We start from the raw sequence: 12,422 nt of genomic DNA on the forward strand, positions 1-12,422 counted from the left end.
ACTTTCTGTCTGAAAAGACCGGGCATGCCCGGCCTTCATCCGTCATGCCCGCGAGGGCCTGACCTGTCAACATTCAACGGTAAATACGTTGATAATTTGGAAAGATAGCGGCCGTGTGTCGGCAGCCGGCCACATTCCTGCGGCGGGCTGATCGAAAGCGGCCCGGGGGCCGCTTCGCCGGTTCTCGAATGTTTATTTGTTGCGGGCGAGGAGCGCGGTTACCAGCTCGTTGGTAATGCGGCCGTCCGGCGTCTGGCCCACGGACTTCTGGAAGTCCTTGATGGCCGTCACCGTGTTCTTGCCGAGCTTGCCGTCAGGCTGGCCGGCATCGAAACCGTTCTTGTTCAGGATCGCCTGAATGTTGCGGATCGCCTTTTCCATGTCCACGGAGGCGGTTTTCACGCCTTCCTTGCCGGCCCATTCCTCGGGCGGGTTGACGCTGTTGGCATCTTCCGAAAGCGGCTTGACCTTCCAGGCGTCCACCTTGGCCTTGGCGATCTGAAGCTGCTGCGGGTTCAGGGCCCCTGCCACTTCGTCGCGCTTCTGGGCGGCGTCGGCGTCGCCATCCTTAGCTGCGATGGCGAACCACTTGTAGGATTCCTCGATGTCCTGCTTCACGCCGCTGCCGCGCGCATAGAGAATGGCGAGGTTGAACTGGCTGTCACGAACGCCGAGGTCGGAAGCCTTGATGAACCATTGCGCGGCTGCGGCGAAATCCGGCTGGCCGGCCGCATCGGAAGCAAGCAGCACGGCAAGATTGTGCATGGCGCCCGCATTGCCCTGTTCCGCAGCCAGCGTGTAATAGCGCTTGGCTTCGGGAAGGTTGCGTTCGACGCCGTTCGCCTTCTCGTAGAGATTGGCGAGACGATATTGCGCGGGTGCAAGGCCGCGATCAGCGGCGAGCTTGTACCACTTTGCCGCCTCGGTGCGGTCGGCGGCAACGCCGCGGCCATCGGTGTAGCGGGCTGCGATCTCGAACAGCGCCTGTGTGTCGCCCTTGGCGGCCGCTTCGGCAAGCGATGCCGGCTCGATGCCGGCGGGAACGGTGATGGCGTCCTGGGCAGGAGCAGCCGTGGCGGCGACCTGTGCCGGAGCCGAAGGTTCGTTCTGCGCGACGGTGCCGGAATTTGCCGCATCCACGGCAGGAACGTCGGCAACCGGCGGCTCGTCAGGCAGCGGTGCGCCGCCGATGGTGCGGGGATCGATGGCGTTTTCCGCCGGTGCGGTGTTTTCGATGCTGTCGGCGGATGCTGCCTGTTCCGGATCGATGGCGAGATCGGACGGAATGGTCACGGCCTTGTCGTCCGCTTCAGGAAGCGCGGAGACCGGGCCATTGTCCCGCTTCTGCTCGATGACCGGAGCCGGAGCTTCCGCGCCGCCGATCAGCGTCTTGACGAGCGGCATGGCCATCATCGCCAGAAGAATGGCGCCGATGCCGAGCAGCAGCGGGCGGCGATAGCGCGAGAGCCCCGATGCCTCGGCCTTGCGGCCCTTCTTGCCGGTATCAAGCTTCTCCGGCGATGTTTCCATGGCGGCGGCCTGCGCCGCACGACGGGCGGCGGCAATGAAATCCGTCCGTCCTTCGGCGTCTGCGGCCTTGCCGCTGGCGGCCACCTGGCTGGCGCGCACGCGCTCGAGGATTTTCTTGATATCGGGCGCACCAGAACCCGGCTCCAGAAGTTCGTTCTCCTGACCCGCCGGCAGAACGTCGATCGGATCGAGAGACGGGGCGGGCTCGACCTGCGTGCGGGCGGAGGAGGAGGCCGATACGGGTTCTTCGGCGGCCTTGATGGTCTTCGCCGTACCCGTCTTGAAACGCTTCGTCAGGCCGGCAAGCAGGCTCTTTTTTTCCGCCTTCGCGGGCTTTGCCGCAGCGGGAGGCACGATGGCATCCCCATCTTTCCCGTCGGCGTCGAGAATGGCCTGTTCTTCGGCGATATAACCCTCTTCCGGGAAGATGGCGGCCGGCATGGATACATCTTCGTGCGCGGGGGCCGACACAGGCTTCGCGACGTTGCGGGGCGCGGCCTCTTCGCGGTAGACGGGGGCATTGTCGAGGTTATCCAGCCGGCCGGCGATCTGCACCAGCGTCTCGTGCAGCGCTTCGAATGTGCGGTGCGTGCGTTCCTCGGTGTTGCGGCTCAAGGCTTCGAGATTGCGCAGATCGGTCGCAAGATCGGTCAGCATGGTCATGTCGGCAAGGTTTGCGCCGGCGGATAGATTATTGCGGGTATAGGCGTCGAGAACGGCCTCGGCCGCCTGCCGGGCTGCTTCGATGATATATTCGTCGTTGGACGCCATGTAGTCTTCGATGGCCGCCATGCGGACATCGAGTTCAGGCGGCATGCCTGCGGCCTGCATCTGCACCGGCTGGCTGATCAGCGTCGAGAGATGGGCGATCTGGTTTTCGAGGCTTGCCAGCGCGTGGCTGTCGGCGGGCGCGGCATGGGCGGTCTCGTCGAGACGGGCGGCAATATTGCCGAGCCGCTCTTCCAGACGCGAGAAGGCGCTTTCGCTGAGGCCCGATGCCGGCTGCGGCTGGCTGTAGCGATAATCGAGGTCCTCGATCCGGCGCGAGAGCAGGTCGAGCCGCTCTGCCAGACCGTCATTGACGGCGCCGTGATCCAGCGCATCGATTTTGCGGGAAATGTCGCTGAGGAAAGACGTTAGCTCCGCCTGTTGCGAGGGGCGCTGCGAACGCTCCAGAAGCAGGGAAAGCTGGTCCAGCCGCTCATGCAACTGGGCGGCGTCGCGGGCGGTGCTGAGTTCGTCGATCTTGCCCGCCAGCGCTTCGAGACGGGCGGTCAGGTCCAGCGCCGGTTCAGGTTTTGCGGCGGCAAGGCGGTTGATGTCGCCGAGCTGTTCGGCAAGGCCGTTCAGCCGGTTTTCCAGACGCTGCGCCAGCGCATTGTCCGTTGCCTGCGCATTGGCGCGCGTGCCGGTTGCGGCAATGGCGCGGCTGATTTCGTCCAGCCGCTGGTCGAGGCCGGAAAACTGTTCGGTAAAGGCCGCTTCGTTCGGCTGCATGTGCTTGCCGAGCTGCTCCACGGCGCTGGCAATGGCGATCAGCTTGTCTTCGAGCACGCGCACGGCCGGATTATTGCTCATGCCGCCGAGCTGCGTCTTGATGTCATCGAGACGATAGGCGAGCGAAACGATCTCATCCTGCAACGCGCCGGCGTCGAAACCGCGCAGCGTGTCTTCCACATTGTTCCAGCGGCTTTCGATCCGGTGCACGCTGTCCTCGCGCGCAAGCTGGTCGATCGTCAGGCGCAGGTCCTCGAATTCGTTGCGCAGCCCGTAGGCATCCGGAGACGCCAGATTGCCGAGCTGGTCGATGCTGCCGGCCAACCGCGCTATGTCGTCGCGCAGATCGCCGATGAACTGCTGGTCTTCCGCCACCGCGCGAATATTGCGGATCTCGGTGCGCAGGCCCTGCGCTTCGCGGGCAACGCCTTCGGCAATGTCGTGCTTCAGCTCATGCCGCAGATTGACGAGCGCCTGGGCGATTTCCTGCAGGGCTGCGTCATTGCGTTGTTGTTCCTGATGGGGCGGAATGGCGCGGGCCCGCGGTGCGGAAGCGGCCGCCTGCTGGGCGTCCCTCGGCCGGTATTCCGGTGCAAGCGGTCTGGTAATCGTCCGTTCCGGGCGGAGAGCGGGTTCCTGCGGACGTTGGAAGCTCGCTTCGAGAAGGCGCTGGCGCTGGCGGATTTCATTGACGGGATCGAGCTGCGGCGGGGTAACACTGGTGCGCGGTTCGCGCGACGCGGCATAAGCCTCGCTTTTCGCTTCGGGCTGAGCGCTCGCGGCCCGGGGGTCGCGCGGGAACTTCTGGCTCATCAGCCCTTCGATACGGGCTTCGAGGCCTTCAATGGTGCGATTGAGCGCATCAAGAGACGATCTGTCGCTTGGCTGTTGGGTTTTCGATCGCAATCCGTTCATCTTTTCGCTCGCTTCGCTTCCGCCCGCCGTGCCCGGTTATCTGTCGCGACGTTGCCTGCCTGGACACGCCGTCGCCGCAACATGCAGCAATCCTAGAGCCGGTATTCGCCCCCGTTGAGGAAAATGCGCCGGAGTACGAAGCAGTTACCTCTGTCGGGAGAATTCACGAAACGTGGTAAAGAAGTGGTTAACTATGGTCGGAATTTTTTAACTTTTACGGCAGGCGACAGCCCTGCGCCGGGTCGGAGGTCCATTCCGCGAAAAAGGAGAAGGATTTCCGCTGAAATTTATTTGACGTTTACGCGCACGTCAAATATTGTCATCCCATATCGGCCGGATTATTGCCGGCGCCCACGATGCGGAGGAACATCGGTAATGCCTGTTTACAAGGCCCCAGTTAAAGACACGCTTTTTATCCTGAACGACGTTCTCGGCCTGGAGCGGTATAACAACCTGCCCGGCTTCGAGGATGCAACCCCCGACATGATCGAGGCCATTACCGGTGAAGCCGCAAAGCTTGCCGAAGAGCGGCTTTTCCCGCTCAACCTTTCCGGCGACCAACAGGGTTGCAAGCGCGCCGATGACGGTTCGGTTTCCGTGCCGGATGGTTTCAAGGAGGCCTATGACGCCTATTGCGAGGGCGGCTGGATCGGCCTTGCCGTTCCGCCGGAATTCGGCGGTCAGGGCCTGCCTTATACGCTGCACGCCGCCATTGGCGAATATATGTCGTCGGCCAACCTGTCGCTGATGATGTATCCCGGCCTGACGCAGGGTGCGATTGCCGCCATTCTGGTGCATGGCACGCAGGAGCAGAAGGACACCTACCTGCCGAAGATGGTGGAAGGCACATGGTCCGGCACCATGAACCTGACCGAACCCCATTGCGGCACCGATCTCGGCATGCTGCGCACCAAGGCTGTGCCGCAGGCTGACGGCAGCTACAAAATCTCCGGCCAAAAGATCTTCATCTCCGCCGGCGAACATTCCATGACGAACAATATCGTTCATCTGGTGATCGCCCGCATCGAAGGCGCACCTGAGGGCACCAAGGGCATTTCGCTCTTCATCGTACCGAAGTTCCTGGTGAAGGAAGACGGCACGCCGGGCGAGCGCAACGGCGTCACCTGCGGTGCGATCGAACACAAGATGGGCATTCACGGCAACGCCACCTGCGTCATGAACTACGATGACGCGACCGGTTATCTGCTCGGCGCTGAGAACAAGGGCCTTTCGGCCATGTTCGTGATGATGAACGAAGCCCGCCTCGGCGTCGGCCTTCAGGGTCTTTCCGTTGGCGAGATCGCCTACCAGAACGCGGTCGAATATGCCCGTGAGCGCATTCAGGGCCGCTCGCTCTCCGGAGCGAAATTCCCCGACAGGAAGGCCGACCCGATCATCGTGCATCCCGATATCCGCCGCACGCTGATGACCATCAAGGCCTATAATGAGGCCGGCCGCGCCTTCCTTCTGTGGACCGCGCTGCAATCCGACATCGCCCACCGCGCCACTGACGAAAAGCAGCGGCAGGCGGCGGACGACCTGCTCGGCCTCGTCACCCCGATCCTGAAAGGTGTCCTGACCGACAAGGGCTTCGAACACGCCGTGATGGCGCAGCAGGTCTTCGGCGGCCATGGCTACATCGAGGAACATGGCATGAGCCAATATGTCCGCGATGCGCGCATCACCATGATCTATGAGGGCGCGAACGGCATTCAGGCGCTCGATCTGGTTGGCCGCAAGCTCGGCATGAATGGCGGCCGCGCCGTCATGGCGCTGTTCAAGGAAATCGGCGATTTCTGCGAGGAAAACCGCGCCGATGAAAAGCTGACCCTCTACACCAAGGGCCTGAAGAAGGGCTTGAACGACCTGCAGGCCGCAACCATGTGGTTCATGCAGAACGCCATGGCGAAACCCGACAATGCCGGTGCCGGCTCGACCGATTACATGCATCTCTTCGGCATCGTGGTGCTGGGCTACATGCAGGCGCGCATGGCGAAAGCCGCCAGCGAAGCGCTTGCAGCAGGCAGCGCTTCGGACGAGGATTACCTCAAGACCAAGCTTGTCACGGCGAAGTTTTATATGGAGCGCATCATGCCGGAAACGGCGCTGCGCAAGGCCCGCATCGAAACCGGCGCGGACACCATGATGGAACTGGCTGCGGAAGCATTCTGAGAAATCTGGCGTTCATAACGCCACAGGGAGAGAGTTATGACCGACGTATTTATCTACGACCATGTCCGCACCCCGCGCGGACGCGGCAAGAAGGATGGCAGCCTGCATGAGGTGCCTTCCGTTCGCCTTGCCGCCAAGACACTGGAAGCCCTCCGCGACCGCAACGGACTTGATACATCCACGGTAGACGACATCATCATGGGCTGCGTCGATCCCGTTATGGATGCCGGCGCGGTGATCCCCAAGGCCGCCGCCTTCGAGGCCGGTTATTCCAACAGGGCGCCGGGAATGCAGATCTCGCGCTTCTGCGCTTCGGGTCTCGATGCCATCAACTTCGCCGCCGGCAAGGTCAAGGCGGGGTCTGACGATATCGTCATCGCCGGCGGTGTCGAAAGCATGTCGCGCGTCGGCATGGGCATGTCGGGTGGAGCCTGGTACATGGACCCCTCGGTCAACTTCCCGGCCTTCTTCATGCCGCAGGGCGTTTCCGCCGATCTCATCGCCACCAAATATGGTTTCTCCCGTGACGATGTGGACGCCTATGCCGTCGAAAGCCAGAAGCGTGCGGCGCACGCCTGGGAAAATGGCTATTTCAACAAGTCGGTCATTCCGGTGAAGGACTCAAACGGCCTGACGATCCTCGACCGCGACGAGCATATGCGCCCCGGCACGGACATGCAGGCGCTCGCCTCCCTCAACCCATCCTTCCAGATGCCGGGTGAAATGGGCGGCTTCGAAGCCGTCGGCATCATGGCCCACCCGGAAGTGGAGCGCATCAACTACGTCCACCACGCCGGCAATTCATCCGGTATCGTCGATGGCGCTGCCGCCGTGCTGGTTGGCTCGAAGGCGGGCGGTGAGGCGGTGGGCGTGAAACCGCGTGCCCGCATCAAGGCATTCGCCAATATCGGCTCCGATCCGGCGCTGATGCTCACCGGCCCGGTGGATGTGACCGAAAAGCTCCTGAAAAAGACCGGAATGTCGCTTGCCGACATTGATCTTTTCGAACTCAACGAAGCCTTCGCCGCCGTGGTCCTGCGTTACATGCAGGCCTTCGACATCGATCACGACCGGATGAACGTCAATGGCGGCGCCATCGCCATGGGCCATCCGCTCGGTGCAACCGGCGCGATGATCCTCGGCACGGTGCTGGACGAGCTGGAACGGCGCGATCTGAACACCGCGCTCGTCACGCTCTGCATCGGCGCCGGCATGGGCACGGCGACGGTTATCGAGCGGGTTTGATTTGGGTATGGCCGCCAACCCCTCCTCCGTCATCCCGGCCTTGAGCCGGGATCCAGCAGCGCGGCGTCTGCCGCGCGAAAGGGCTCTTTGACGCGACAGACGTCGCGTCACTGGATTCCGGCTCAGGGCCGGAATGACGGCTAGGGATTGAAGATTTCACAACGAAATTCAGGGAAGAGGAATCCCAAATGAGCACTTATACCAATTTCACCATCGAGACGGACGCAGACGGTATTGCCCTCGTGACCTGGGACATGCCGGAAAAATCCATGAACGTCTTCACGTCAGAAGTGATGGACGAGCTGAACGCGATTGTTGATGCCACCGTCGCCGACAGCGCCGTCGAGGGCGTTGTCTTCACGTCAGGCAAAAGCACCTTTTCCGGCGGCGCCGATCTTTCGATGATCAAGTCGATGTTCTCCTTCTATAATGATGAGAAGACGAAGAACCCCGATCAGGCGGCGGCAAAGCTGTTCGAGCTGGTTGGCCGCATGACGGGCCTGTTCCGCAAGATCGAGACCAACGGCAAGCCCTGGGTTTCCGCCATCAACGGCACCTGCATGGGCGGCGCGTTTGAGCTGTCGCTCGCCTGCCACGGCCGGGTAGCCTCCAGCGCCAAGAACCTCAAGATCGCCCTGCCGGAAGTCAAGGTCGGCATCTTCCCCGGCGCCGGCGGTACCCAGCGTGTGCCGCGCCTGACGGATGCGCAATCGGCATTGCAGATGATGACCACCGGCCAGTCGCTGACCGGCGCGCGCGCCAAGGCTATGGGTCTGGTGCATCAGGTGGTGGAGCCGGATCAGCTGGTTGCAACCGCAAAGCAGATGATCAAGGACGGCCTGAAACCAGTCGCGCCCTGGGATGAAAAGGGCTTCAAGGCTCCCGGCGGCGGCATCTGGACGCCGGCCGCTGCCCAGCTCTGGCCCGCAGCACCGGCCATTCTGCGCCGTGAAAGCGCCGGCAACTATCCGGCAGCACTCGCCATTCTCAAATGCGTCTATGAAGGCCTGCAATTGCCCTTCGACACGGCGCTGAAGGTGGAGCAGCGTTATTTCACCGAAATCCTTCGCTCGAAGGAAGCCTTCGGCATGATCCGCTCGCTGTTCATTTCCATGCAGGAACTGGGCAAGGGCGCGCGCCGCCCGGCCGGCCAGCCGAAGACCGAGTTCAAGAAGGTTGGCGTCGTTGGTGCGGGCTTCATGGGCGCTGCCGTCGCTTATGTCACGGCTGCCGCCGGCATCCCCGTCACGCTGGTGGATCGCGATCAGGAAGCCGCCGACAAGGGCAAGGGTCATTGCGAAGAAAGCGTCAAGGCGGCCATCGGCAAGGGCAGGCTGACGCAGGAGGAGGGCAAGGCTCTGCTCGACCTCGTCACCCCGACGGCGGATTACAAGGCGCTCTCCGATGCCGATCTCGTCATCGAGGCCGTCTTTGAAGACCGCGACGTGAAGAAGGCCGTCATCGAAGCCGTGGAAGCCGTGCTGCCGCAGGGCGCGATCTTCGCTTCCAACACCTCCACTTTGCCGATCACCGGCCTTGCGAAGAACTCGAAGCGCCCGGCGGATTTCATCGGCATCCACTTCTTCTCGCCGGTCGAGAAGATGATGCTGACGGAAGTGATCCTCGGCAAGGAAACCGGCGACAAGGCGCTCGCCGTCGCGCTGGACTATGTGGCCAAGATCAAGAAAACCCCGATTGTGGTCAACGATACGCGCGGCTTCTTCGTCAATCGCTGCGTGCTGCGCTACATGGCGGAAAGCTACGATATGCTGATCGAAGGCGTACCCGCCGCCATGATCGAAAATGCCGCGAAATTCGCCGGCATGCCGGTCGGCCCGCTGGCGCTGAACGATGAGGTGGCGATCGATCTTTCCTACAAGATCCTGAAAGCCACCGTCGCCGATCTCGGCGAAAAGGCCGTCGATCCGCGCCATATGGAACTGGTGAAGAAGCTGGTGGAAGGCGAGGGCCGCTTCGGCCGCAAGAACGCCAAGGGCTTTTACGACTATCCGCCAAAGCCCGCCAAAAAATCCCTCTGGCCCGGCCTGAAGGACCTTTATCCGCAGCAGAAGCCTGAAGCGGTGGATATGGAGGTGCTGAAACAGCGCTTCCTCGTCACCGTGGCGCTGGAAGCCGCCCGCACGGTGGAAGAAGGCATCGTCACCGATCCGCGTGAAGCGGATGTCGGCTCCATCCTCGGTTTCGGCTTTGCGCCCTATACCGGCGGCGCGCTGTCCTACATCGACGGCATGGGCGTGAAGAACTTCGTGGCACTCGCCGAGAAACTCAGCGAGACCTATGGCCCGCGCTTCAAGCCGACGCCACTGCTGAAGGACATGGCCGCCAAGGGCGAGACCTTCTACGGCCGCTTCGATCCCTATGCCAGCGCCGCCAAGGCGGCCTGAGGCTCCGCGAGACATTGAACAGGCCCTTCGGGGCCTGTTTTATTATGCCTGTCTCCCCGCTTTTCGTGCATCCTTTGCCCGGCTGAGGCGTTGAAAAGGCTGACCGGGCAAAAGCGCCCGCCGCCGCAATTCAGCACGCCTCAGGAGACAGCGATGAAAGCACCACTGCGATCCCACGGTTTCGACAAGCCCTCGGACCTTGACGACCATCTGGCCGAACTGGACGAAGAGGCCGCGGAGAAGGAGGCTGCAAAACCCGCTGCTGCCCGAAGGGCGCGTGCCGCCGCCCCGGCGGAATCATCCTTGCGGGCGGAGTTGGAAGACCTTCGCAAACAGCTCGAAAAAATTCGCCGCGACGTCAAACGGCTGGAAGCCGCCTCCAACACGCCGCATCATAAATCCACCGATGCCCGGCATGAGCGCGACCGTGAGAATTCGCGCCTGATGACGGTGGTGCGCTCCGTTGCCGTCACCTCGCTGGCAGGCCGCATCTTCGCCTCCTCGCCCGTCATGGCGGCGCTGGTGGCCGTGGTGCCAATTGCGCTTGGCCTTGCCGCACGGCGCAACGAGGGAGCGTAAGCCTTCCCCCGCCGCGCCACGGTCCGCTGGCCCGGCGGATGACCAGGAGCGGGTTTTCCGCCGCAATCCGGCCTTCGCCGGGCATAGATTTCAACCATCCACAGGCGCCGTGAAAAAACTGTCAAAAAACTTCGCGATGGCGCTTGCCATGTCCGAACAAGATGTTATAACCCCGCTCACTTTCGGGGCACCAAACAGCCCTGCCCGCCAAAAGCGGAGGTTCTTCAAGGACCTGAAGTGCCCGGATAGCTCAGTTGGTAGAGCAGCGGATTGAAAATCCGCGTGTCGGTGGTTCAAATCCGCCTCCGGGCACCATTTATCTCAATAGCATTGTTGATGAATTGTGCGCATGGACGGCTTGTCCATTTGCAGGCAAATTTCGATGAGTAGCTACCGCCATCTTATGCTTTTGATAGGCCCGGTGTAACCATAGGCCAACCCTGTTTGTTGCAGGCAGTTGGAGAGCAGCCCGCAAATGGATCGTGTCACAAGCCTACCTCTTCTACCGCCCGGCATAGTCTATTTTGACGGCTTTCTCTCTCCAGAAGAGGAGACCTCCGTTGCCGACAAACTGGATGCGGGTGTGTGGAGCACGGAGTTGAAACGCCGCGTGCAGCATTTCGGTTATCGGTACGACTATAAGGCGCGCGCTGTTACCGCGGATGCGTATATCGGGCCGTTGCCGCCATGGCTTGGCGTGTTCGCGGAGGGATTGGTTACCACAGGTTATTGTCGGGATTTGCCCGATCAGGTTATCGCGAACGAATATCTTCCGGGGCAGGGCATCAGTGCGCATGTCGATTGTGTGCCCTGTTTTGACGATGGGATCGTATCGCTAAGCCTTCTATCTGCCTGCGAGATGGTTTTCCGCGAATTGCGTGGGTCAGCCATATGCGGCGTCTTGCTTCAACCTCGCTCCGGCGTCTTGCTGAGAGACGCTGGCCGCTACGGCTGGACCCATGAAATTCCGGCTCGCAAATCGGATATCGTGAACGGAGTTAGGAAAGCCCGAGACAGGCGAATTTCCCTCACTTTTCGCAAGGTCATGGCTTCTAAACAGTCTTGATCAGAGAGGAGAGGGTTCCTCTTTTATCCGCTCGAGCAAAAGGTGGAGAAGCGCTATCGGGTCTTGATCCATTGCCGCCGACAGTTTTGCAAACTCAACGACATCTATGCGTCTTTCAGCCCCTTCAGCCTTTGCGACATAGGACTGTGGCTTACCCAGCCGGTCTGCGACTTGCTGCTGGGTTAACCCCATTTTTCGCCGCGTGTCGGTCAGTATCTCAACAAGAAGCCGATACTCGGGTGTATGCATAGACTTTGTCATGTGCCGAAAAATCTCAAAATCGCAGTGCCAAGGGTCCATCCTGAATTATCCTGCTATGGGATATTGGCGCGGCACTCAAGTTCTCTGCGCACACGCCGCCATTTGCCCTGCTCGAAGCTTCGCGAATAGCGCCATGCCCGGTCTTCTTCCATGGCGGCGAATTCCTCCGCGCGCTCGCCATGTCGTTCAATCAGGTCATCGGCAAGGCGTTTAATCTCCGAGCTTGGCAAGAGCATGGGTCGAATGCGGGTCTGCCATTCGAGCCAGAGGTAAGCTGCCAGAACGAAACTGCAGCCCGCGATGAGATAGGGATAGTCGACACTGAGCGGCATGGCCTACCTATAATGACGTGATCGATAACGCCATAATGTACATAGACCCGTGGTTTCTGTCAGGAACAATCTGTTCCTATGGAATCATTTGCAGCAAATCTGAAAAAGCGCGCGAAGGAGCTTGGTCTCTCCAATGCGGAAGTTGCCCGCCGAGCGGGGCTTACGGAGCGTCGTTACGGCAATTACATCATGGGCCGAAGGGAGCCTGATCTGGCGACACTCGTTCGGATAGCCACCGTTCTGGATAGCACTCCGAACGCATTGCTTGATTTTGAAAAGAAAACAGCCGCGCTGACGGGCCATGATCTGCTGAAAGCAAAGATCGCTGCGGCAGCAAATGCACTGCCGGAAAGCGATCTGGAAGTCATGGCCATCGCAATTGAGGCAGTGGCGAACAGCCGGGCAAAGTAGCCCGGCGCT

The 12,422-nt window shown here is 61.2% G+C and carries 9 protein-coding genes and 1 tRNA gene; 7 read left to right on the forward strand and 3 right to left on the reverse strand.

The window, feature by feature from the left end; translation table 11 throughout:
* Positions 1–192: 192 nt before the first annotated feature.
* Positions 193–3,942 carry a cell division protein PodJ gene (podJ, locus tag PIB16_RS01925; protein ID WP_271044884.1) on the reverse strand — a complete coding sequence of 1,250 codons (3,750 nt, stop codon included), beginning with the start codon at positions 3,940–3,942 and terminating at the stop codon, positions 193–195.
* Between the two features lie 375 nt (positions 3,943–4,317).
* Here podJ and PIB16_RS01930 point away from each other — a divergent pair, with 375 nt between their 5' ends.
* The 6 genes from PIB16_RS01930 to PIB16_RS01955 all read left to right on the forward strand — a co-directional run bounded on the left by PIB16_RS01930 (position 4,318) and on the right by PIB16_RS01955 (position 11,409).
* Positions 4,318–6,114 (forward strand): acyl-CoA dehydrogenase C-terminal domain-containing protein, encoded by a 1,797-nt coding sequence (locus PIB16_RS01930; protein WP_271044885.1) that lies wholly within the window; start codon positions 4,318–4,320, stop codon positions 6,112–6,114.
* Between the two features lie 36 nt (positions 6,115–6,150).
* Positions 6,151–7,359 (forward strand): acetyl-CoA C-acetyltransferase, encoded by a 1,209-nt coding sequence (locus tag PIB16_RS01935; protein WP_271044886.1) that lies wholly within the window; start codon positions 6,151–6,153, stop codon positions 7,357–7,359.
* Positions 7,360–7,547: 188 nt separating this feature from the next.
* Positions 7,548–9,764, forward strand: a complete 2,217-nt coding sequence (locus tag PIB16_RS01940; RefSeq protein WP_271044887.1) for a 3-hydroxyacyl-CoA dehydrogenase NAD-binding domain-containing protein — start codon at positions 7,548–7,550, stop codon at positions 9,762–9,764.
* 153 nt (positions 9,765–9,917) lie between these two features.
* On the forward strand, positions 9,918–10,343 hold the full coding sequence (locus PIB16_RS01945) for a hypothetical protein (RefSeq protein ID WP_271044888.1): 426 nt from the start codon (positions 9,918–9,920) through the stop codon (positions 10,341–10,343).
* A 239-nt stretch (positions 10,344–10,582) separates the two neighbouring features.
* Positions 10,583–10,658, forward strand: a tRNA-Phe gene (locus PIB16_RS01950).
* Between the two features lie 160 nt (positions 10,659–10,818).
* Positions 10,819–11,409, forward strand: a complete 591-nt coding sequence (locus PIB16_RS01955) for an alpha-ketoglutarate-dependent dioxygenase AlkB (protein ID WP_271044889.1) — start codon at positions 10,819–10,821, stop codon at positions 11,407–11,409.
* Here the strand turns inward: PIB16_RS01955 and PIB16_RS01960 are convergent, their stop codons facing one another.
* Both PIB16_RS01960 and PIB16_RS01965 read right to left on the reverse strand, forming a co-directional pair.
* Positions 11,410–11,658: a helix-turn-helix domain-containing protein gene (locus PIB16_RS01960; protein ID WP_271044890.1), complete on the reverse strand. Its 249-nt coding sequence runs from the start codon at positions 11,656–11,658 to the stop codon at positions 11,410–11,412.
* Positions 11,659–11,723: 65 nt separating this feature from the next.
* Positions 11,724–12,002 (reverse strand): hypothetical protein, encoded by a 279-nt coding sequence (locus PIB16_RS01965; RefSeq protein WP_271044891.1) that lies wholly within the window; start codon positions 12,000–12,002, stop codon positions 11,724–11,726.
* Between the two features lie 78 nt (positions 12,003–12,080).
* Between PIB16_RS01965 and PIB16_RS01970 the strand changes: the two genes are divergently transcribed.
* Complete coding sequence (locus PIB16_RS01970) at positions 12,081–12,413, forward strand: helix-turn-helix domain-containing protein (RefSeq protein ID WP_059760526.1); 333 nt, start codon at positions 12,081–12,083, stop codon at positions 12,411–12,413.
* Positions 12,414–12,422: the final 9 nt, after the last annotated feature.

This window comes from Agrobacterium sp. ST15.13.015 (assembly GCF_027871645.1).
Taxonomy (GTDB): Bacteria; Pseudomonadota; Alphaproteobacteria; order Rhizobiales; family Rhizobiaceae; genus Agrobacterium; species Agrobacterium leguminum.

Bases quoted from the DNA above. Each gene is read 5' to 3' on its own strand.
- PIB16_RS01940 (WP_271044887.1), top strand. From the start codon at position 7,548: ATGAGCACTTATACCAATTTCACCATCGAGACGGACGCAGACGGTATT.
- PIB16_RS01930 (WP_271044885.1), top strand. From the start codon at position 4,318: ATGCCTGTTTACAAGGCCCCAGTTAAAGACACGCTTTTTATCCTGAAC.
- PIB16_RS01935 (WP_271044886.1), top strand. From the start codon at position 6,151: ATGACCGACGTATTTATCTACGACCATGTCCGCACCCCGCGCGGACGC.
- PIB16_RS01970 (WP_059760526.1), top strand. From the start codon at position 12,081: ATGGAATCATTTGCAGCAAATCTGAAAAAGCGCGCGAAGGAGCTTGGT.
- PIB16_RS01955 (WP_271044889.1), top strand. From the start codon at position 10,819: ATGGATCGTGTCACAAGCCTACCTCTTCTACCGCCCGGCATAGTCTAT.
- podJ (WP_271044884.1), bottom strand. From the start codon at position 3,942: ATGAACGGATTGCGATCGAAAACCCAACAGCCAAGCGACAGATCGTCT.
- PIB16_RS01960 (WP_271044890.1), bottom strand. From the start codon at position 11,658: ATGCATACACCCGAGTATCGGCTTCTTGTTGAGATACTGACCGACACG.
- PIB16_RS01945 (WP_271044888.1), top strand. From the start codon at position 9,918: ATGAAAGCACCACTGCGATCCCACGGTTTCGACAAGCCCTCGGACCTT.
- PIB16_RS01965 (WP_271044891.1), bottom strand. From the start codon at position 12,002: ATGCCGCTCAGTGTCGACTATCCCTATCTCATCGCGGGCTGCAGTTTC.